This is a genomic window from Agarivorans sp. QJM3NY_25, from assembly GCF_050870875.2.
Classification (GTDB): domain Bacteria; phylum Pseudomonadota; class Gammaproteobacteria; order Enterobacterales; family Celerinatantimonadaceae; genus Agarivorans.
The window spans coordinates 4,884,401-4,904,766 of sequence record NZ_CP194041.2 but is presented as its reverse complement, the minus strand read 5'-3'; the positions used below and the strand labels follow the sequence as shown (position 1 = coordinate 4,904,766).

General features: G+C 42.3%; 19 protein-coding genes. 13 read left to right on the top strand and 6 right to left on the bottom strand.

Features of this window, described 5'->3' with window-relative positions:
* Positions 1–12: 12 nt before the first annotated feature.
* Positions 13–1,845 carry a glutamine--fructose-6-phosphate transaminase (isomerizing) gene (gene glmS / locus ACRRSW_RS22475; RefSeq protein ID WP_432455331.1) on the top strand — a complete coding sequence of 611 codons (1,833 nt, stop codon included), beginning with the start codon at positions 13–15 and terminating at the stop codon, positions 1,843–1,845.
* A 398-nt stretch (positions 1,846–2,243) separates the two neighbouring features.
* On the opposite strand, the gene ACRRSW_RS22470 is transcribed toward glmS, so the two are convergent.
* Together ACRRSW_RS22470 and ACRRSW_RS22465 are read right to left on the bottom strand one after the other, a co-directional pair.
* Complete coding sequence (locus tag ACRRSW_RS22470; protein WP_432456121.1) at positions 2,244–2,504, bottom strand: tyrosine-type recombinase/integrase; 261 nt, start codon at positions 2,502–2,504, stop codon at positions 2,244–2,246.
* A 43-nt stretch (positions 2,505–2,547) separates the two neighbouring features.
* Positions 2,548–2,883, bottom strand: coding sequence for a phage integrase N-terminal SAM-like domain-containing protein (locus tag ACRRSW_RS22465; RefSeq protein ID WP_432455332.1), 336 nt, complete (start codon positions 2,881–2,883; stop codon positions 2,548–2,550).
* A gap of 254 nt (positions 2,884–3,137) precedes the next feature.
* Between ACRRSW_RS22465 and ACRRSW_RS22460 the strand changes: the two genes are divergently transcribed.
* The 3 genes from ACRRSW_RS22460 to ACRRSW_RS22450 all read left to right on the top strand — a co-directional run bounded on the left by ACRRSW_RS22460 (position 3,138) and on the right by ACRRSW_RS22450 (position 4,862).
* Positions 3,138–3,806 carry a hypothetical protein gene (locus ACRRSW_RS22460; RefSeq protein WP_432455333.1) on the top strand — a complete coding sequence of 223 codons (669 nt, stop codon included), beginning with the start codon at positions 3,138–3,140 and terminating at the stop codon, positions 3,804–3,806.
* Positions 3,807–3,926: 120 nt separating this feature from the next.
* Entirely contained in the window at positions 3,927–4,343 is a 417-nt protein-coding gene (locus ACRRSW_RS22455; protein ID WP_432460515.1) for a hypothetical protein, read from the top strand.
* A gap of 123 nt (positions 4,344–4,466) precedes the next feature.
* A complete protein-coding gene (locus ACRRSW_RS22450) occupies positions 4,467–4,862 on the top strand; it encodes a hypothetical protein (RefSeq protein ID WP_432460514.1) in 396 nt (131 codons plus the stop codon).
* A gap of 1,424 nt (positions 4,863–6,286) precedes the next feature.
* Here ACRRSW_RS22450 and ACRRSW_RS22445 read toward each other — a convergent pair.
* Positions 6,287–7,441 carry an IS110 family transposase gene (locus ACRRSW_RS22445; protein ID WP_432455334.1) on the bottom strand — a complete coding sequence of 385 codons (1,155 nt, stop codon included), beginning with the start codon at positions 7,439–7,441 and terminating at the stop codon, positions 6,287–6,289.
* Positions 7,442–7,565: 124 nt separating this feature from the next.
* Here ACRRSW_RS22445 and ACRRSW_RS22440 point away from each other — a divergent pair, with 124 nt between their 5' ends.
* Positions 7,566–7,961 carry a DUF3465 domain-containing protein gene (locus tag ACRRSW_RS22440; RefSeq protein WP_432455335.1) on the top strand — a complete coding sequence of 132 codons (396 nt, stop codon included), beginning with the start codon at positions 7,566–7,568 and terminating at the stop codon, positions 7,959–7,961.
* A gap of 36 nt (positions 7,962–7,997) precedes the next feature.
* Here the strand turns inward: ACRRSW_RS22440 and ACRRSW_RS22435 are convergent, their stop codons facing one another.
* A complete protein-coding gene (locus ACRRSW_RS22435; protein ID WP_432460513.1) occupies positions 7,998–8,948 on the bottom strand; it encodes an IS110 family transposase in 951 nt (316 codons plus the stop codon).
* A gap of 882 nt (positions 8,949–9,830) precedes the next feature.
* Between ACRRSW_RS22435 and ACRRSW_RS22430 the strand changes: the two genes are divergently transcribed.
* The 8 genes from ACRRSW_RS22430 to ACRRSW_RS22395 all read left to right on the top strand — a co-directional run bounded on the left by ACRRSW_RS22430 (position 9,831) and on the right by ACRRSW_RS22395 (position 18,309).
* Positions 9,831–10,568: a glucose 1-dehydrogenase gene (locus tag ACRRSW_RS22430; protein WP_432455336.1), complete on the top strand. Its 738-nt coding sequence runs from the start codon at positions 9,831–9,833 to the stop codon at positions 10,566–10,568.
* Positions 10,569–10,798: 230 nt separating this feature from the next.
* Positions 10,799–11,953: an MFS transporter gene (locus tag ACRRSW_RS22425; RefSeq protein WP_439037768.1), complete on the top strand. Its 1,155-nt coding sequence runs from the start codon at positions 10,799–10,801 to the stop codon at positions 11,951–11,953.
* Positions 11,954–12,089: 136 nt separating this feature from the next.
* Positions 12,090–12,296: a hypothetical protein gene (locus tag ACRRSW_RS22420; protein WP_432460511.1), complete on the top strand. Its 207-nt coding sequence runs from the start codon at positions 12,090–12,092 to the stop codon at positions 12,294–12,296.
* Positions 12,297–12,523: 227 nt separating this feature from the next.
* A complete protein-coding gene (locus tag ACRRSW_RS22415) occupies positions 12,524–12,874 on the top strand; it encodes a hypothetical protein (RefSeq protein ID WP_432460510.1) in 351 nt (116 codons plus the stop codon).
* A gap of 152 nt (positions 12,875–13,026) precedes the next feature.
* Positions 13,027–13,815 carry a DUF2971 domain-containing protein gene (locus tag ACRRSW_RS22410; RefSeq protein WP_432460509.1) on the top strand — a complete coding sequence of 263 codons (789 nt, stop codon included), beginning with the start codon at positions 13,027–13,029 and terminating at the stop codon, positions 13,813–13,815.
* Between the two features lie 167 nt (positions 13,816–13,982).
* Positions 13,983–14,561, top strand: coding sequence for an HD domain-containing protein (locus tag ACRRSW_RS22405; RefSeq protein ID WP_432460508.1), 579 nt, complete (start codon positions 13,983–13,985; stop codon positions 14,559–14,561).
* A gap of 964 nt (positions 14,562–15,525) precedes the next feature.
* The gene (locus tag ACRRSW_RS22400; RefSeq protein WP_432455343.1) at positions 15,526–16,881 is read left to right on the top strand and encodes a GGDEF domain-containing protein; all 1,356 of its coding nucleotides are present in this window, start codon (positions 15,526–15,528) and stop codon (positions 16,879–16,881) included.
* Between the two features lie 69 nt (positions 16,882–16,950).
* The gene (locus tag ACRRSW_RS22395) at positions 16,951–18,309 is read left to right on the top strand and encodes a GGDEF domain-containing protein (RefSeq protein ID WP_432460507.1); all 1,359 of its coding nucleotides are present in this window, start codon (positions 16,951–16,953) and stop codon (positions 18,307–18,309) included.
* 32 nt (positions 18,310–18,341) lie between these two features.
* Here ACRRSW_RS22395 and ACRRSW_RS22390 read toward each other — a convergent pair whose 3' ends face one another.
* Positions 18,342–18,875, bottom strand: a complete 534-nt coding sequence (locus ACRRSW_RS22390; RefSeq protein ID WP_432455345.1) for an MltR family transcriptional regulator — start codon at positions 18,873–18,875, stop codon at positions 18,342–18,344.
* A gap of 304 nt (positions 18,876–19,179) precedes the next feature.
* Positions 19,180–20,340, bottom strand: a complete 1,161-nt coding sequence (locus ACRRSW_RS22385; protein ID WP_432460506.1) for a mannitol-1-phosphate 5-dehydrogenase — start codon at positions 20,338–20,340, stop codon at positions 19,180–19,182.
* Positions 20,341–20,366 lie beyond the last annotated feature (26 nt).

Sequence of the window (20,366 nt, the reverse complement as noted above, 5' to 3'; positions counted from 1 at the left end):
AAGGACATAAATATGTGTGGAATTGTAGGAGCTGTTGCTCAACGAGATGTTGCCGATATTTTAGTGGAAGGTTTACGTCGTTTGGAATATCGCGGATATGATTCATCTGGTGTTGCAACGTTGACTCCCGATGGCGTATTAAGCCGAGTGCGCTGTTTAGGCAAGGTGCAAGAATTAGCCGATGCCTTAGTCAAATCCCCAGTATTGGGCGGCACTGGCATCGCTCATACCCGTTGGGCGACTCATGGCGAGCCAAGCGAACGCAATGCTCACCCGCATGTTTCATGTGAAACCATTGCGGTGGTACATAACGGTATTATTGAAAACCATGAGCCGCTGCGCGAACAACTCCAGGCGAAAGGCTATCTATTTTCTTCTGAAACGGATACCGAGGTGATTGCTCACCTAGTGGAGCATAAATTAAAGCATCACCAAAGTTTGTTAGAGGCGGTTCAGTCTGCAGTGGCGGAGCTGGAAGGCGCTTACGGGATGGTGATTATGGATAAACGCGACCCCTCTCGTTTGGTGGTCGCTCGTTCTGGCAGTCCTTTGGTGATTGGTTATGGGGTGGGTGAAAACTTTATTGCTTCCGATCAATTAGCCTTGTTACCCGTCACTCGCCGTTTTAGCTTCCTAGAAGAAGGTGATGTTGCCGAAGTGACACGTCATTCGGTGACTATTTTTGATGCCAATGGTCAATCGGTTGAGCGCGAAGTTACCGAGTCAACCGCGGCACACGATGCCGGTGATAAAGGTCAATACCGTCACTACATGCTTAAAGAAACTTATGAGCAACCGATTGCTATTCAGCGAACCTTAGAAGGTCGCTTAAAAGCGGGTAAGGTGCTCGACAGCGCCTTTGGTGAAAAAGCCGCTGCTATTTTGCCGAGCATTGAGCATGTGCAAATTATTGCCTGTGGAACCTCTTATAATTCGGGCATGGTGGCTCGTTATTGGTTTGAAGAGTTGGCTGGCATTCCTTGTAATGTTGAGATCGCTTCAGAGTTTCGTTATCGCAAGTCCTGCACTCCGAAAAATAGCTTGTTAGTCACTTTGTCGCAAAGTGGTGAAACGGCCGATACCTTAGCGGCGCTGCGTCTGGCGAAAGAGCAAGGCTATACCGCCAGCTTAACGATTTGTAATGTGGAAGGCTCATCATTAGTACGTGAATCCGACATGGCCTACATCATGAAAGCGGGTGCCGAAATTGGAGTCGCTTCCACTAAAGCCTTTACCGTGCAATTGGCGGGTTTATTGATGTTGGTAGCAGCCATTGGTCGTAATCAAGGGCTAAGTGCAGAAATGGAGCAGCGGATCGTGAGTGCTTTGTTGGCTTTACCCGCGAAAATCGAGCAAGCTTTAACTTTAGATGGTGCGATTGAAGAATTGGCCGAAGACTTTGCCGACAAACATCATAGTTTGTTCCTCGGCCGCGGAACTCAATATCCGATAGCCATGGAAGGTGCGTTGAAGTTAAAAGAAATTTCTTACATTCACGCCGAAGCATACGCGGCGGGTGAGCTTAAACACGGCCCCTTAGCCCTGATTGATGCAGAAATGCCAATTATTGTGGTGGCGCCGAACAATGAGTTATTAGAAAAACTTAAATCTAATGTTGAAGAAGTTCGGGCTCGAGGTGGCATTTTATATGTATTTGCCGATAAAGACGCTAAGTTTAGCAGCGATGAAACCATGCGGGTGATTAATGTGCCTCACGTTGATGAGCTGATCGCGCCTATTGTTTACACCATTCCGATGCAGCTCTTGTCTTATCATGTCGCATTGATTAAAGGCACCGATGTAGACCAACCACGTAACTTGGCCAAGTCGGTCACTGTGGAATAGCGACTCGGCGGTGATGGTTCAAGCTGTCGGCGGACCATAAAGTCTCGCACCAAGTATTAAAGTGTCATATTAAAATGGCAGCGCTCACGATGTGGACGTTGCCATTTCTAAAACGTTTTTGCCCCGTTCTGTGTTAGCAACGGGGTAAAAGCTTTCGCCTACGGCGACGTCATTAAGCTTCAACGAGCAAAGCTTAGCTAAGCAAAAAGAAAGCTCGCCCTGCATCTTCTTAAACCCTGCGTTGCTCATTCTCAAGGGCGTTGAAGTAAACACTACGCTCAAACAGACTTCAACTTTGCTCCCTTGTTCATTTGCGCGACTCGGCGAAGATGATGGGATTTAAAAGCGTAATCTTGGCTATCGAGAGTGTGAAAGATTTTTGTTTTTAGAATGGATGTCTAGTTTATTATTCGGGCTAACGCGTAAGGCATCGTCGTTCCAGCATAATGTAGACTCATATCGTGAGCAAAAACACTTTTGCTCAGGAGAATGTTATCGCGAAGCTTTGGGATCAAGTTAGGGGGTAACAAAGTCACGCGATCTTTATTTCCTTTGCCTTGCCGTACGGTGATTGTATTTTGATCAAAATCTAAGTCTTTAATCCGTAATCTCAAGCATTCACTGAGTCTTAGTCCCGAACCGTAAAGCAGTGAAGCCATGATCTGATAATCCGCGGGTAAATTCGCAATCACTTGGCTCACTTCAGCTCGAGTAAAAACTACGGGAATGTTGACTTGTTTTTTTCGCGCGTTTCGCCTGAATTCCAATCATTTCGATACGTAGTACTTTGTTATAGAGAAACATTAAGGCATTAAATGCGATGTTTTGAGTCGCCGGAGCGACTTGCCTATCGACCGCTAGATGAGTTAGAAATCGTTCAATATCAGCAGCTCCGAGCTTTGCTGGGTGCTGCTTGTGATTAAAATACAAAAAACGTTTTATCCAATGCCAATAGGTTTGCTCGGTGCGAATACTGTAATGGTGCTGATAAATCGTATTTCTAAATCGCTGCTGGAGCCGCAATGGTGTGTTTGACATGTTGCGCACTTTTGTCTGTATATATATACAGTATTTTTAGTTTCGTTTGCGTCATTTGTCAAAGTAATCAATGATAGAAATGGATCGATGATTGATTGATTCCGAGTAAAAAACTAAGGTAGACAATGGGTTAATATCAAATCATAAATTGATGAGCGAACGTGATGAAGATCATGTTTTTTGTGATAGGACGCGCGCTCATTGAATGGGATAGACCGCACGTGCGGCCTACTTAGCGTTATATGGATTTCAGAATGCACGAGTTCGAGTTTGGGTTATTAATATTAATACCTGCTTCTTTATTGAGTGGTCTTTTTTGCGCTAAATTAGCTTCAAATAAAGGTAAAAGTATATCAGTGTGGGCTTTCATAGGTTCTATTATGGGCCCTTTAGCAGTTCCTTTTGTCATCTTGCAAAAGAAAGGCTTATCTACACAGACAGATGAAAAAATAAAACGAGGTTTTGTATATAAATTATTACTTATAGATATCACTATTGTTTTTTTATTAGAGTTTTTTACTCTTTTTATTTTGTTTGCTGCAATTTTTACTGGTGAAATGTTTGTAGACCAACTAAGTCAGGTTCAGCTTGTTCAATTAGTTTTTTCTTTTCTCGTAGTGGTTTTTTCTATTATTGCTTTCCTTAATAGATTAAAAAATCCAGTCTTGTTCTTTTATATGGTTCTGTTTCTATATTCCTTTAACTATGCTTCTGGAGTTTTAAACTGGGAGCCGTCAACTTATGAAGCTGACAATTTAAAGTTGGCTATGAGTAAACTTATAATGTTATTTATTTCAATTAGATGTGTCTTTTGGCCACTATATGCCTATGTACAGCTCAAAAAACAAGGTGCTTCTTTAGCTCCTAAAGAGACTGAAATAAATAAACGACAAGATCCAGTTTTCTCAAGCATTGTGGAATAATCCATATAACAAGAAATTAAACAAGGACAAAAAACAGTTGGCTTTTGCTCCTTCGTCGCTTATTTTAGCCAACAAATTTTTGCCTGTTAATTAGGCGTTACAAGTCTTAAGTATTGAGCAATGATCGAAATTGAATTTGAAGAGCCAAAATTAGAAGCATGTGAGTGTTGTGGAAATACCACTACACGATTAACGCGCTTTGTATACCAAGACGGTGACGCTTTCGCTGTTTATTATGTGCTGTTCACTGACGGTCACGAGGATAAAGTTGCTTACTCCTTAATAGGCTTAGGTGAATGGGGCGAAGATGGTAGTCCAGAAATGCGTACAGCCTTTGCTGTCAATATCTGGGATAACGACAATAATTGGGCTGTAACTGTCACTGACAAAGATGAATCGCCTTGGAGCCATGTAGATTTCCTCGGTAATATTGTTAACCGTGAAGAGGCACTTCAGCATCCTTGGATCAAAGATGTTTACCACATTACTGACCATATCGTTGCTGAAGATAAGCCGGTAATAGAGTTCTTCGCATGACCCAACTTGTAACAAGCGGCTGCACCGGACAAATTTTCTCTGTCACCTTTTTTGCGTGGCAAAAAAGCCGCCATCAAAAATTTGCTCGGTGAGCCGGGCGTTAGCAGTCTCTGGGAGTCTGAGTTGAGTTTTAATATAAATGGAAGTGAGCCGGATATAATTGGAAAATTATGCCAAGGATTCTATTTGATTCAGCAGCAAGAGGCTGAGGTGGTGACAGACCCTGCGAACACAACATTTTTAAAGTTTGACGGTGAATGGGTGAAGTTGTGTTTTGATGGTGAAACCATTTTTTGGCGTGATACCGAGCTTCCAAGTGTTCCTGTAAATAATTGTTTTTCTAATTGCTTGCTCTTATTAAATTTAAATGAATTTGAAGGTGTAGTTGGTTTCGAAGTTAAAAGTATTTCATATGATAGTAATGGTGAATCAGTTTTTGCTTACATTACATTCTCCAGTGGAATAACACTAAAATTCGAATATCATGGCTACGATGACTACACGCAAGTCAACTGCTAATCGGGTAGCCGGAGGTATCTAACCTCCAGCCCCCACAACACCCTGCATGCGGCTCCGCACAGGGCGTTTCCTGAAAACGGTTAAAATACAACGGCCGATTAGCTCCTTTGCATTCCAATGATGGCTTCTGTTTTTGCGCCATGACTCCTCAGTCCGGTCGGATACGGAGACAATGAGCTGCACAGGCTCCTCATTGATTTTCAGGTTCAGGCCTTCACCGTGTCCCAACCATTACGATGGGCGTTGGGCTCTTTATCTAAAAACGCCGTCTGCTTAAATCGCCATGGAGTCAGTTAATCATTCACTATGCCACTACAGCTCCCCCACTCTTTATTTATAAGAAGTAGAACATGCACTTTCTCTTTTTTCTGCACTGCTGCATCATTTACGGTGGCCGTTAGATCACATGGCTTCGTTGTCTTGTGCCAACTCGCCTCCAGCCTACGCCTCATATGATGTTCTTGTTCATCAGCTCGCAGATTTGCGTCCGGCTTCCTTCAGACATTCCCTCGCGGCAATGCCCTTGCCATTCGCTAGTAGTTAGCGTTTAATAATCAGAATGTTATTAAACGGTGACCTTCCTACAGAGGACTTTCACCTCATTAGTTCATGCCCATGCTGGGCGTACACAAGGCATTTAAACGGAACTAAAACAGTGGGTTAGGTTTCGCTTCGCTACACATTTTAACCCACTATTTTAGTCCGCTTAATGCGGCGTTATAGGCCCAAGAATGATTAAGCCAGCACTTGCGATTATCGCTATTACTGTTTTGCTTGCATCTTGTGTAAGCCCTGAACAATTGGAGAGTCGTTACAATAGTCTCGGTAGCAAATGTGTATCCATCGGTAAAAGTATGAGCGCTGTTGAAAAGTGCATTGGCGTCGAGTTTCGTGAAAGCACATACCAAAATAAAATAGTGAGAGATCACCAGTCATGTAAGCCATATTGGGGGTTCCCATTTATGCAGTCTTGCGGTGGTATCAAAGTCATTTATGATCAAAACAAGGCCGTTACCAAGTGGCTAGCATGGGGGCAATTTGACGGTGTATAGCTATAACAAGTCAATCAAAGTTCGCCTTCGGCTGGACGCGCTAACGCGAGCCCTTTATTGAGGCGTTGATATGACCCCCACAGTCAATATAAAGCGCAGAAATTTCGACTCTTACATTTGAGAGCCTACTACTTGTTTTGGGTATAGTGTTACCGCATAGATGAAGCAAGTAACTTCGTTGGTTCTCATGCTGATATGCGTGGATTACTCACTATTTGATGAGTAGAGCCAACCTTACTTATTTCGTCGTGGCACCTGGCTTCAGTCTATGCTCGAGGTTCAATAAAGCCTGCGCTTTACTGCCATCCTAACGCCGTCGGTGGTTGTGCCACACCCGATGCTTCATCCAATGCGATAACACTAATTCTTGGCTCATGCGGGCAATCTCGAGATACGTGTTCTAGGGTCAACGATACTCACAACGACCTCTCTGGCGATTGTCCAGATATACGCGATCATTTCTCGAGCTATTGCTGCCACAACAATGTTTCGGTGCTTTCCTTGTTGGAGTAAACGTTGATAACGACGACATAATCGTTGTTGTGCGTGCCAAGCAATATCGACAACTTCTTTAGGTAGCCCTTCTTGTCGCCGTTGTAATTCAGTAGAAATATTAGCTTTGTGTTTATAGGAATGAGCGCCTTCAATGAGCAGGCGTCTTGCTCGACCATTCCCACATTTGGTTAGACTGCCTCGTCGTGTTTTATTTCCACTTGAGTTTTCACTCGGCACTAAACCGAGGTAAGCCATCAATTTTCTTGGGTGATCGAATCGTCTCAAGTCTCCAAGTTCTGCGATGGTTCCTAATGCGACGAGTAGACGAACCCCGCGCATGGCTTGAATCGCTTTCACAACGGGATAGTATCGCCAATTTTTAACTTGATGGAGCAGCTCATTGTCGAGACGTTGTAAGCGTTGAATTCTCTCGCTGATAGTCATGATCATTTCTTGTAAGACGCTCTGTTGGCTATGGTGTGGCAATATAAGCTCGGTTAACCAACGAAGGTGTTGTTTCGACCAATTGTCTTTCACCTTGGCTTGTATGTTGTTGCGTAGTAAGAATCCTTTGAGCTGAAACTTTGCATCTTTTAAATCTTTCATTGCAGTTTCTCTGGCTCTGGATAAGTCGCGTATCGCCTCGTCTTCTGCTTCAGGAACATAGATAGGAGTGAGTTCTTCTGCCTTGAAGTGTTTTGCAAGCTTGGCTGCATCACGCATGTCAGTCTTAATTCTATCTCCAGGTTTTTTAGGGATAAGTGATGGCGCAACGACGTAACAGCAATGCCCAAGACTTGTGAGCAGGCGATAGGTCCAATATCCACAAGGTCCTGCTTCGTAGACGAAATGTAACGTAGCTTTTGGATACTTGGATTGCAGTTGTTGAGCCAGTTTGATGAGCGCCGATTTGTTCGATTTAATCCGGCCTAAGTGCTCAGGTTTAGCCCCACGATGTTCTTGTAATACAGCCACTTGTATAAAGGACTTATGCGTATCTAAGCCAATAAAAATTATGTTATCGTTATTCATGCTAGCCTCCAGCTTTAGTTGTTAACACACTAAGTATGGCTCTGGCTTCGCGCTAACCCTCGACAATGGAGGCTAGCACCTCGTGGGGGTCATTATGTCTATAAAGCTGGGGAAGGTTTGGCATATGCGTAAATTATTTAAATCCATATTTGTCGTATTTGTTTTACTGCAATCTATTAATCTTGTTGAAGCTGCGTCAGTAAAATCAGCCTATGAAAACCATCAAAGCGATGTACAGGTTAAAGGAAGTGGGACGGTAATTCGTATATTAAAAGATGATAATGAAGGTTCGCGTCATCAAAAATTTATTCTAAAGTTGCCATCAGGCCAAACGATTCTAATTGCTCATAACATTGATCTTGCTCCCAGAATCGATTCAATATCTAAAGGTGATCAGGTTCAATTTTATGGTGAATATGAATGGAATGAAAAAGGTGGTGTAGTTCACTGGACTCATTATGACCCTAATGGTCGTCATGTTGACGGTTGGTTAAAGCATAATGGCAGTACGTATAAATAGCTTTATAACAAACGACTATGGTGTCAATAAGTTAGATTAAATTATTTTTGCATCCCATAAGGCGCCATCTCGTAGCATTGAGTTTAGGATGGTTACCATCTTTCTTAGGCATGCAATGATGGCTACTTTTTTAGGTTTCCCTTCAGCTAAAAGCCTCTGATATGTGCTCTTAAAAATGGGGTTACATTGGATGGCTGACATCATGGCCATGTATAACACGGTTCTTACTTGAGCTCGTCCCCCTTGAATTTTTCTGAGCCCTTTATAGCGGCCACTTTCTCGGTTCATTGGGGCCACTCCGACGAGAGATGAGGCTTGTTTATTGGTTATTAACCCTAACTCTGGAAGGTTACTAATGATAGACGCCGCTGCAATTTTCCCTATTCCTGGCATGCTTTGTAATATCTCATTCTTGGCTTGATACTCAGGGTTACTTTCAATTAGCTTGATAATCTTGCTTTCAATTTTCTCTATCTGATTTTTAAACGCAGTTAAAATAGGTTTAATCGTCAGAATGAGTTGCGAGGGCATAATTTTCATGCGATTTTTTTCCATTGTTTGCATCGAAAGAAGCTGGTTTCTTCGGATGACTAAATCTGCCATGAGTCGCATAGAATCTGGCTTTAGTGTCGTTAAATTGGGCTTTATAGCTTCGGCGTAGTGCGCGATAAGTTTTGCGTCAAGTTTGTCTGTTTTAGCCCTCTGCCCGATAGCGCCTGCAAAACGTCTTACATGAACAGGGTTGGCTATTACATACGGTAGTTTGGCATTGTGACAAGCTATAATAAAAGGCATTTCTAATCGACCTGTAGCTTCAATCACGACTCGTAATGGCGTGTGTTTTTGAATGATTTTTATGGCTTGCTTGATACCTTTATCATCGTTGGAGACAGTGAAGAAAATGTCGAGGGGTCTAATATAAACATCAAGTTGTTCTTTACCTGTATCGACACCGACGTTAATACATTTATTTGTTACTGTATTCATAATAAGCTGACTCTATATTGCGTAATACGGGTTCTAGACCCTGTAGACTATTCGAGTGTGGTGCTTGGAGTTCCACTTAATGCTCACGTTTGTTATCGGCCTTTGAAAGGAGCCTTAAGAATATCGAGCTATTAAATAGAAGCTTAAGTTGCTGCTTAAGCCTGAGTCTCACTTTACTCATATTTCTTAATAATTATCCATACAAATAAGAATAGGTGTCGCGTAGCCGCCACCTTATTCGGGTGTTGAACAAGCCCGATGCTCCTTTCTATAGTAAATAACGCTGTTGATGCTGGCGAGCCCAAGGCCTTGTTCGTTTTCCCAAGGCGAGTTTGGCTAAGACGGGGTGAATGGCGTTAAGCCCTGCCATTCTCCTTATACTGTTCGCCTTTTGGCTAGCTCGTTCGGCTAATGCCTGTGCAGTGCATGGGGGGTTGGCAACAAGGGTATGGCCGGGTCGCGCTGTGGTTGTCGGTTTGGAGCGCGGCGAGCGCGTAGCTGACACCTTGGTCTCCTTACAAAAGAATAAACTATTGAAACACTCACCCCAACTCGCTTGATTGCAGCTTTCAATGGCCGTTTTTATCACTTGTTCAATGTTTTGATTTTGTGCGATATACCTTTTGATACGCCAGTTGAGCAAAAGTGTGCATGTAACAGTCTGAAATAAAAAGTTTTATTTGGTGGTCAATATTTAAGCAGTATTTTTGGGCGCGGGGGATTTTGCGCATTCTGAGTGCTTTAGTCCAGAGGGTTAATAGGATTTTTTTTGGCGATATTTACTTAATCAAACCAAGCTAGCGTATTTACTTTATGAAATTTCCGATGGATGATGAGGGCATTCTCTACACCAGAGCGTAAAAATTCATAAGGAGTATTTGCATGAATAAAGTTGTCATTGTCACTGGCGGTGGTCGAGGAATTGGAGCGGCTACCTCAAAGTTATTGGCCGCAAAAGGATATCAAGTTTGTGTAAACTATCTTGCAAATGCTCAAGCTGCGGAAGCAGTGGTTTGTGAAATAAGAGAGTTAGGTGGTTCAGCATTTTCGTTTCAAGCGGATGTTTCCAATGAAAGTGATGTCATCTCTTTATTTGACGCAACGGAGAAAGCGTTTGGCCCTGTGACTCATTTAGTCAATAACGCAGGCGTTTTGTTTTCGCAAATGACTTTCTCTGAGATTGATCTAGAACGATTCAATAAAGTGATGATGTCTAATGTGACTAGCTGCTTTCTTTGTTCTCGTGAGTTTATTAGGCGCATAGACCCTATAGCGACAGGCTCTATCGTTAATGTTTCATCTGCCGCTTCTCGAAGTGGCGCTCCATTTGAGTACGTCGATTATGCGACATCGAAAGGTGCAATGGATTCTTTGACTAAAGGTCTTTCATTGGAACTAGCTCCAAAGGGGATCCGAGTTAATTCGGTAAGACCTGGTTTTATCTATACCGACATGCATGCCGATGGCGGTGAGCCAAATAGAGTTGAGCGTTTGTCTCCCCAGATTCCTTTGCAACGGGGTGGCACCCCTGATGAAGTCGCCAATGCAATTGTCTGGTTACTATCTGATGAAGCTTCTTATGTTACCGGTTCTTTTATCGATTTGGCTGGTGGGAGATAGCCAATAATCAAACATTAAGAGTGATTTCTAAGGCTTGGTGTCTCTGTTCAAGCTTGGGTTTTATGTTTTTGGTTCAATGATTTCGCTTCGACGCTAGCGGCGCTCACTTCTTCAGGTAAATTCAATTCATTGAGGGTTTTGTCATTCACAAGTTTTTATCTGCGATATCGATTTATCGCGGTTTACCGAAAAATATATATTACTTGGCGATAGCGAGGATGATTCTAGGAATGGGTAATTTCATTATTCCGTTTTTAGTCTTACTACTCACTGACAAGCTAGGTTATTCAGTCACAGTCGCAGGCTCCCTTGCGATGGGTGTTACAGGAACTTATCTTTTGGGTAGCTTTTTAGGTGGGAAGTTATCAGATATCCTGGGTCATAAACGGGTCATGGTTGTCGGTGAGTTGATAGGGGCTCTGCTACTTATTTACTGTGGTTTCGTTTCTGATTCTCCCGTTTTAGTCCCTGCATTTTTGTGCGGTGCTTACTTCTTTATTGGCTTGGCATTACCAGCCAGTAACGCTTTGGTTGCCGACCTTTCTCATGTTAAGAATCGTGATGCGGTGATGTCACTGAGCTACCTTGCATATAATTTTGGCTCTGCTTTAGGCCCTATCATCGCAGGGTACTTATTCTGGAAGCATACTGAGTGGATATTTTTTGGTAATGGTTTGGCTGCATTATTTGGCGTTTTGATTATTGCCATTTTTATTCAAGTGCAACCAGAAACGGAAGCGACAAACGAAAGTGAGTTAGAGCAAGCGGTTTCGGGCTCAGTTTGGACCGTTCTGCAAGCAAGACCACGACTATTATTTTTCACCTTTCTTTGCGGTCTGCTGTGTTACTCACTTAACCAAATGACGATGGCAAGCCCATTATATTTGAGTCATATTTTTGGAGAAACGGGCCCCGTTTTATTTGGACAGTTAATGACTTATGCGTGTGTATTGGTTGTACTTATTACCCCGCTATTAATGAAATTAACTTCCAGTAAGACAGAAACAATTAGCTTGGCATATGCAGGTTTAATGTTTGCATTCGGGTATTTGCTTGTCATGTTGTATCCAACAATTCCGATACACTTTTTAGCGTGGTTATTTTTATCCGCCGGAGAAGTTTTGCTGTCGACGAAAGAAGGGGTATATCTCGCGAATAACTCTCCATCTAGTCACCGGGGGAGAATTCAGGGGGTACTTGTGACGCTCAGAAATGTTTTGTTGATGCCAAGTTTTATTGTGATCGGCTATTTAATTGATAATTATGGTTATCGTTTTACTTGGTTCAGTGTGATCGCTATTTCTATATTTGCAGCGATTGGGTTTTGCTTTATGAATGCCAACAACAGCAAACAGGCATCGCTGGTTATTGAAAAATACTCATAACAAGGCAATAAAATGAGATGAATTTTACCAATAGCGGTCGGTATAACGAGTTAGCGGCATATCTACTGCATTAAATTATCAAGTGATTATCAGTCGATTTGTTGAATAGATGCATCATGTGCTAAGGAGGCATTCAGTGGTTGAAAGGGTTAATGACCAAGGTTTACCTCAAGTTGTAGGCCCTTATGTTGATGCGACTAAACATAATAAAACGTTTTATATATCGGGGCTTAGTATTTATGGAACTAAGGATCAATCATTTGATATGAGTGGGCAACGTTCGGACATTCTTGGTCAGGAGTCAGCGATCCTTGAGTATGAACGGCGGTCAAAAATTGATTGAGTAAAACTCACCATCCTGGTTCGCAAATTAGCTTGTTACCCTCAATTCGAGAACAACGATGTCACTTCTATGAAGGTTATCTGCCTGTTCTCTTGTGGGTTAATTCATCCCGACTTACAAATAGAAGTAGCGGCCGTCGTAGCGCTGTAGATAAGAACATAAAAAGATGCTTAACAGTGATGTGTCATGTTTGGTATTTTCGGTTTTAATTTACGTTAGGGACTTAATTGAAAACTATATATTGGAAGCGACTTCAAAAAATAGCTTCAATCTACATGATTATTGTTGCTGGTTTATTTGCGTTAGACTTGGCGATACTGGGTTTTGTTGAATATGGCGTGAAGACTACCGAATATGTCGGATGTTATGCCTATGACGCGATGCTTATTGGCTTCGAATGCCAAGGGTTTGTCGGCTTTAAGCTATTTGCACTGGCTCTAAATTTCCCTTGGTATCATTTATACATGCCGTTTTTGGTTATTTTTAAGCCGGTAGCGTTGTTAGCGGTGATCGCAATGTGGTTGCTTCCTGTCATATTTGTTATATCGACGGTTCAATTGGCGCGTCGCAGAACCTAGCGAGAGTGTTCAAAGGGAGGTAAATCTTTGGCTGTCGCTCATTGTTCGATGATGGCGTTTCATTATTTAAAATAACGTTTTGCTTCACTCCACAATGATTGCCAAGCATTTTTGTCTGCTTAAGTGGACGTTAATTTCTAAGGAAACACTGCGTGTTAATTCGATATCTCAGCAAAGAAAAATTTGAGTGGTTGCTCTCCGATTATGGTTTGTATATTGGGTCTGCTGCTGGTCAAAGTGATCCCAAAGAAGGTCTATATGATAGCTCGACAATCACTAAAGCAGTGAAACATAGAATGGGGGATATTAACCAAGATCTTTTTAGTCGCCTCGACGACCTGAATGAAAACCTAATGCAGCTAAATAGAAAAGATAACTATCTTTCATCTTGGTACGCCGGTGTAACTGAAACAGCAGAAATGTGGAATGAATATGGTTCTGATGGCGTTGCTCTCATTAGCGACGAGCTGCTTCTTATTCGTTTGCTACCGGAACCTATTACAAATGCTTCAAGTTTTTATGAGATAGCATATAGCGATCAGAAAAAATCAATTGCAATAAATGAACCTCTAAAGTTTAAAGAAGAAAAATATCGGCATGAAAAAGAGTTCAGGTTAGTTGTTGATATGAATCGGTATTCTAAGCTGACTGGATTTGATCGAGAGCAATTTGGGACTGTATACGCAGATGGCAAACCATCATATGAGAACGACTTATTCACGTGCTGTATGAGTGAACAAGGGAAGCAGCAAAGCCACTGCGTCATCAAAGCAAAGGGCGATGGTTATGTAATAGCCTATGACTTGAACCGAATAATCAAGCAGATAAGGTTGCATCCATCCGCCTCTAAAGACGATTTTTTAAAAGTTAAAGAACTCCTAAAACAGGCTCAATTAGATGTGACAGTCCAAGTCTCAACATTACGCACTATTGAAAGCTAAGTAAGAGGCTTCGCGGGCTGTGTTGTTCTTTCGATTCAGCAGACACTTTATTTAAGCAAGCTAAGGCCTTGATATACGCTTCCCCGTTATTTCGCAGCATATGGTCCCCGTCGCGTCATGAATAGTTACGAGAACACGGCTTTAGATTTTCCTTCCCGGAGTATGAGATGAGTGATATTCAAAAAGTACTGGACTTCATTGTCGAAATTGAAAAGTTAAAAGATGTACATCGAAAAACACGCCCCGTTGGTCTTGATCGATATGAAAACTCAGCTGAACATTCTTGGCATGTTTGTCTTGCGGCTTTAATGCTGAAAGATTCTGCGAATCAGCCTGTGAATATCGATCGTGTTATCAAGATGCTATTGATCCATGATTTGGGTGAAGTAGATGCCGGTGACACCATTATTTACGCAAGTGAAACGCCAGAACTCAAAAAGAAAGAACAAGCGGGTTTGGCGCGCATTTTTGCTTTGCTTCCTGAAGGACAAGCGGAACAATATTTATCTTTATGGCTTGAATTTGAAGCTGGGGAAACCGCCGATTCTAAATTTGCGAAAGCAATTGATCGTGTGCCACCGCTGCTTCATAACTTACACGGTGACGGACATAGTTGGAAAGAAAATAAGGTCCCTAAAGAAAAAGTTTTCGCTGTGAATCGCCGAATTGCCGAAGGGAGTCAGTCGCTTTGGTCATTACTCGAAAAGAAACTCAATCAAGCCGTGGAAGAGGGGATTTTAAAATAGCAATCAAACAAGATACTTGAGCGGAAAATACCATTGCCTTGATGCTGCAGATACTTTGTTTAAATAAAATGAGGTCTTCCCCGTGCATCCAGAGTGAGAGCGTGAGTGTTCATTTTGCATACAGTTTGATTTCAAACCAACCAGGTTTCGAAAACAGCACAATTAAAGCGACTGTTTAGTAACCAGCTCTCGTTTGATAATTAGTCAACATTTGATTGATAAATGTTCGCGATCTCGCCCTGCCCGTGCATCCCATGATCAGTGCTTATTGGTCTATAAGGACTTTCCAGCGTAGTGAGCCTCAGGGGTATTTGAACTCAGGACGAGCACTATAAGCTGAAACGTCTTACACATTTTTACTTGGCACTTATCCGCGATTGTGCACACCACTGCGCCAGCATTGAGGCGAAAACAGTGATCATAGCGATGGTCGGTGGAAAAAATATGCCCTGGTGCAATCCCAATCCCTTGCTTGCGTGCCATAATGAATAATTCTCTTACATTGAGCGACTACTGCGACGGTGGGTCGCGGCTGGCACCGAACTAGCCAGTTTAAATTACGCTGAGAGTTGGCTTGTTTGCTTCTTTAAGCAAATATCGCTTAAGCTTCCTTCCAAAGAGAAAAGTCGGAGTTACTTGTCTGCAATGACTTTGTGGCCCCTTAACGCGGCACTTCTTGGTGATCTTGTTGAGCCTTGTATTCCACAAAATTTGCTTTCATTAGCATTGAGTTGCTCAAAAAACCATCGTTGAGACGTTTCCCTCTTAAGGTCAACAAAAAGTCATCGAGGTGTAGAAGCTTATCTTTACAGTCTACACTGAAATATCTTACCGAGTTTGTGGGCATTTGTGGGGGGGTTTGGTGTAAAGTCGGCCTTTGCTTTTAGATGACCAAATAATAAAGCGCGTCATTTATGCGAATTTACCCTATTTATGCGCTCTTTTTAACGGAAATGCTTAAGTTATGTTGCCATTCAATTTTATCAACGCATCCATAAGTAAAAAGATTAGCAGCCTGTTTGCCTTGCTATTGTCGTTTTTACTGGTGGTGATTATTTATTCAATATATAAATTAAACCTGATTGATAGTGAAATGAAGGAAGTCGCTTATGTTGATATTCCTTTGAATGAAATTATGAGTGAAATTGAAATGTTGCAATTAGAGCAACATATTCTATTAGAGAAATTCGAGTTAAGAGAACAGCGTAAAAGTGAAGATTTTTCGATAGAGCAGCAGTTTACTTATCAAAAGAAGCAGTTTAAGTCCTTGTTGGATAAAGCGGTTAAGGTGATTGCCAACAGCTTGTCTACGCACGAAATAAGATACGATCTGATGGCCCATCAACAACTAATGGCGAAGATCGAGGTCTATCATCAAAAGAGTGATCTTTTTGAGCAGGTGTTGCAGTCGCTCTCATCCTCGCCGCTCCACAGTGCTGCAAAGTTGAAGCAGTTGGAAGATATGGCGAATGACTTAGAAGCCGGAGTGACGTCGATTTTAGAGCGGATTGAAACGATGACGCTTGAAGCCGGTCGTTATACCGAAAAACACGAACAAGAATTTAAATTAGTAAATGTTGCTTTAGGCTGTTGTGCGTTAATTTTGGGCCTTATTCTTACCACTTATATCATCAGACTATTCCACTATCGTATTGTTCGCATTAAGCAGCAAATACAGACTTTCGAATCATCTTTAAGTGATGAAGAACGTAGTCTAGAGAAAGAAGGGTTGCGTTCATCGCAGGATGAGTTGGTTGAGTTAGAGCAAGAGTTAAAGTTGATGATGCGGCGTTTAACTAAAGAAATCACCAATCGAGAGCAAGTTGAGCAACAGTTGCTTGTGTTGGCTACACAGGATAAGTTGACGGGTGCTTATAATCGACATAAATGGGATGAACAGCTACAGGTACAGCTCAATTTGGCAAAACGAGGTGGTCAATTTAGTTTGATCTTGTTGGATATCGATTTCTTTAAGTTGATTAATGATCAACATGGTCATCAAGTGGGCGATCAAGTGCTGATTCATATGGTGGCCGCGTTGAAGGAAAGACTTAGAAATGTGGATCAATTGTTTCGGCTGGGTGGCGAAGAATTTGCAATTCTATTGCCCCTACAAGATGCGGCAGCAGCGACCCATTTGGCTGAAGTATTAAGAGAGATGATAGAACAAATTAATCATGAAGACCTACCTCGCTATACCATTAGTATAGGGGTGACAGAGTATCTTAAGAATGACAATGAAGAGTCGATCATTAAACGAGTCGATAAAGCGCTGTATCGGGCCAAGTCAGAAGGTCGCAACCGCGTATACACCGACTAATATTGTACTAAGGAAAGGTTGAGCGTTCGTTTATTGTGATCGCTAGTTTTTATGGAAATAGATTAAGTGATGTTGTCATTCAAATTTTTAAACGCCTCTATTAGTAAGAAAGTGAGTAGCTTGTTTGTATTGTTGCTGTCATTTTTATTGGTGGTAATTATCTATTCAATTTATAAACTGAATATGATTGATAATGAGATGAAAGAGGTTGCCTATGTTGACATACCTCTAAGCCAAATTATGAATGAGATTGAGATGTTGCAGCTTGAGCAGCATATCTTATTAGAAAAATTTCGGCTAAAAGAACAAGCTAAAGAGAGTAAGCCTCCGAAAAATAAACAGTTTGCTTATCAAAAGCAGCAGTTGAGGCTGCTACTGGATAAAGCCGTTAAGGTGATTGCCGATAGCTTGTCTTCTCATGAGATTCGATATGATTTGAAATCTCATCAGCAAATTATGTTGGATATTGAGACTTATCATCAAAAAAGTAACGTTTTTGAACAACAGTTATTAGCAATGATATCGACAACGCACATCAGTGATGAGAAACAACGCCAATTGGAGCTCATGGCGAGTGAGTTGGAAGCCAGTGTCTCGGTTATTTTGCGACGGATTGAAACGTTAACACTGGAAGCGGGCCGTTACACCGAAAAACATGAACAAGAATTTAAGTTGGTTAATATTGCCTTGGGTTTCAGCGCCCTCATTTTAGGACTAATTCTCACCACTTATATTATCCGGATATTTGATTACCGTATCGTTCGGATCAAACAACAAATACGAGCCTTTGAATCGTCTTTTCGTGACGATAATTCGGGTTTAGAGGTGGGAGGGGCGGTTCGCTCTTCTCAGGATGAGCTGGTTGAGCTCGAGCAAGATTTAAAGTTGATGATGCGACGCCTAACCAAAGAGATCATCAATCGAGAGCAAGTGGAACAACAGCTGTTGGTGCTGGCAACACAAGATAAACTGACCGGTGCCTACAATCGGTATAAGTGGGACGAGCAGCTTACAATTCACCTCGATTTAGCGAGACGGGGTAGTAAATTTAGTTTGCTGTTGCTCGACATTGATCATTTTAAAGGTATCAATGACCAACATGGTCATCAGGTTGGCGATCAGATCCTGCAACATTTGGTCGCGACCTTTAAGGCTAGATTGAGAAGTGTCGACTTGCTGTTTCGGGTCGGCGGTGAAGAGTTTGCGATCCTGTTACCAATGCAAGGGGTCGCGGCTGCTAGTCAAGTTGCTGAGCAGTTGAGAAGAATAGTAGAACAGCTGACAAAATCTGATTTACCAACTTATACAATTAGCGTTGGCGTCACCGAGTTCTGTGATGACGATAGCGAGGAGTCGATGTTTAAACGTGCCGATCAGGCACTCTATTTAGCGAAATCTGGCGGCCGTAATCGCGTTCAAAGCGCTTAAAGTGAAACCGGTAGCCGAGGCGGAGCAAAGGGTTATAGTAAGGGGTTATCCGCATGAAGGGCACGGCAAATGGCGGCGACAACTAAGCTTAAGGTTGAGCGGACCACTTGCTCTTGTCTGGCTATTTGCATGCGGTAGAAGCTTAATTCGGCATCGTCTGCCGGAGGCGCGATATCTAGCTGGACCACGCCCATGTTTTTGACTTCGTGCAAGGTCTTAATTGGCTCTATAATTTCACTATCGGTGAAATGATACTCACTAGCCTCTTGATTTAGAAAATTTCTAAGTTGAATAAATTTATCGATATCTTGATAGATATCCTGCGAGATAATTCCTAAGGCGTACAGTAGTTTTAGGCGAACATCCAGTTCGCCTAAGGGACCACTATTATTTAATAGTGGTTCAACGGCATACTTAACGGCGTGGTCATCTTTACGAAACACGCGTTGCACTAAGTCTTCAATACTTGCTTCAAAAATATCTACTGAGCTAATGAAAAAGCTGCGCGGAGTTACAGCCTCACTCAGTTGCTCAATATTGTCTAATTCTTGCTGGTATTTATCCATAGTTTTGTCGTATTCACTCATTCAGTAATGGATGATATGGCCGCGAGGCTGTGGACCTTTGTTGTCTATTTATTAGACATAACAGCATCTTAATGCTGGCGAATCGTGTAAGACCTCGTTTCAGCGGCAAATACTGGCTAATTTTCCAGTCAAAGAAAAGTCTTAAAAGAATTTTAGCCGAACCTTTCGGGCAGGGTTTGTGGTTCATTGACGTTGCCTGTTCCGACAAAGAAATTTCATCGGATATACTTTGCTTCAATAAACCACCCTTGGCGGCCAAAATAATCACCAAGATTAATGCCTCCTAAACATATTGCTTTTGCAGTGCTAGATAAGTGGTTTCGATGTTATCGAGTATTGCATCATTTTCTCCTAAGCCGGTGTATTTTATCAAGCAAGCACGTACCCCATGTTGTTTTAAATAGTCCTGTAACTCCAGGGCTTGAGGGTCTGCAGGGTTGTCGTAAAACAGCGCCGCGGCAATCCCTTTGACTAAATACTGATTGTCTAGGTTATATTCCAGGGTTCCGAGTAGCGGTTTGAGTAGGCGATCGTTCGCGCCCAGTTTACGGATTGGTTGGCGGCCGACTCGTTCGATATCATCGACTAAAAAGGGATTAGCAAAACGCTCGATGATTTTATCAATGTAAGATTGGTGAAGTTGGCTATCAAAGCCATAGCGACGAATTAATACCGCTCCGCTTTGTTGCATCGCTGCCTTGACTTGCTGGCGAATGTCGGGATCTTCGATGGCTTCTCGGACGGTCTTATAACCCGCTAGAGCGCCTAGATAGGCAGTGATAATGTGTCCGGTATTTAAGGTAAATAATTTACGCTCTACAAATGCCATCAAGTTTGCGGTGGTTTCCATGCCTTCAATACTGGGAATATCGCCCTTAAACTGGGTTTCATCGACAATCCATTCACTAAAGGTTTCTACGGTGACATCGAGCGGGTCATCATTGGCCGCATCCGCCGGTGGTACGATTCGGTCAACCGCGGAATCAACAAAACCTATCTTGTCTTCGGCCAAGTCGTGATAGCTGGCCGCTAGGTATTTAAACACTTCTTGTTTTAAGTGGGTGGTACCTCGAACCATGTTCTCACAAGCGATAATATTGAGTGGTTTGAGGTTGTCTGCCTTAAATCTTGCTTCGATCCCTTGAGCGATAGTTTGCGCAATTTTATCTAAAATAGCTGGCCCCACAGCAGTGGTGACTAAGTCGGTGTAGGTCATTTGTTCGATCAAGGCTGCGCTATTTGAATTAACGGCGTTGATCCGAGTGACTTTTTCAATGTGACTGTCGCTACCAACAACCTTTACATTATAGGATTGCTGGTGGCTGAGTTGGTCGACTAGGGGTTTGTTGACGTCGGCGAAGGTAACATTGACATCGGCATCGGCCAAGACTTTACCAATAAATCCTCGACCGATATTTCCTGCGCCAAAATGTACTGCTTTCATATTGATTACCTCTAAAAATAGCGTTT

What these genes read in the sequence shown, in the direction of transcription:
- ACRRSW_RS22455 (WP_432460515.1), top strand. Translation starts at nt 3,927, where the DNA reads ATGATCGAAATTGAATTTGAAGAGCCAAAATTAGAAGCATGTGAGTGT.
- ACRRSW_RS22405 (WP_432460508.1), top strand. Translation starts at nt 13,983, where the DNA reads ATGAGTGATATTCAAAAAGTACTGGACTTCATTGTCGAAATTGAAAAG.
- ACRRSW_RS22385 (WP_432460506.1), bottom strand. Translation starts at nt 20,340, where the DNA reads ATGAAAGCAGTACATTTTGGCGCAGGAAATATCGGTCGAGGATTTATT.
- ACRRSW_RS22445 (WP_432455334.1), bottom strand. Translation starts at nt 7,441, where the DNA reads ATGAATAACGATAACATAATTTTTATTGGCTTAGATACGCATAAGTCC.
- ACRRSW_RS22425 (WP_439037768.1), top strand. Translation starts at nt 10,799, where the DNA reads ATGGGTAATTTCATTATTCCGTTTTTAGTCTTACTACTCACTGACAAG.
- ACRRSW_RS22440 (WP_432455335.1), top strand. Translation starts at nt 7,566, where the DNA reads ATGCGTAAATTATTTAAATCCATATTTGTCGTATTTGTTTTACTGCAA.
- ACRRSW_RS22395 (WP_432460507.1), top strand. Translation starts at nt 16,951, where the DNA reads ATGTTGTCATTCAAATTTTTAAACGCCTCTATTAGTAAGAAAGTGAGT.
- ACRRSW_RS22465 (WP_432455332.1), bottom strand. Translation starts at nt 2,883, where the DNA reads ATGTCAAACACACCATTGCGGCTCCAGCAGCGATTTAGAAATACGATT.
- ACRRSW_RS22460 (WP_432455333.1), top strand. Translation starts at nt 3,138, where the DNA reads ATGCACGAGTTCGAGTTTGGGTTATTAATATTAATACCTGCTTCTTTA.
- glmS (WP_432455331.1), top strand. Translation starts at nt 13, where the DNA reads ATGTGTGGAATTGTAGGAGCTGTTGCTCAACGAGATGTTGCCGATATT.
- ACRRSW_RS22435 (WP_432460513.1), bottom strand. Translation starts at nt 8,948, where the DNA reads ATGAATACAGTAACAAATAAATGTATTAACGTCGGTGTCGATACAGGT.
- ACRRSW_RS22390 (WP_432455345.1), bottom strand. Translation starts at nt 18,875, where the DNA reads ATGGATAAATACCAGCAAGAATTAGACAATATTGAGCAACTGAGTGAG.
- ACRRSW_RS22430 (WP_432455336.1), top strand. Translation starts at nt 9,831, where the DNA reads ATGAATAAAGTTGTCATTGTCACTGGCGGTGGTCGAGGAATTGGAGCG.
- ACRRSW_RS22470 (WP_432456121.1), bottom strand. Translation starts at nt 2,504, where the DNA reads ATGGCTTCACTGCTTTACGGTTCGGGACTAAGACTCAGTGAATGCTTG.
- ACRRSW_RS22400 (WP_432455343.1), top strand. Translation starts at nt 15,526, where the DNA reads ATGTTGCCATTCAATTTTATCAACGCATCCATAAGTAAAAAGATTAGC.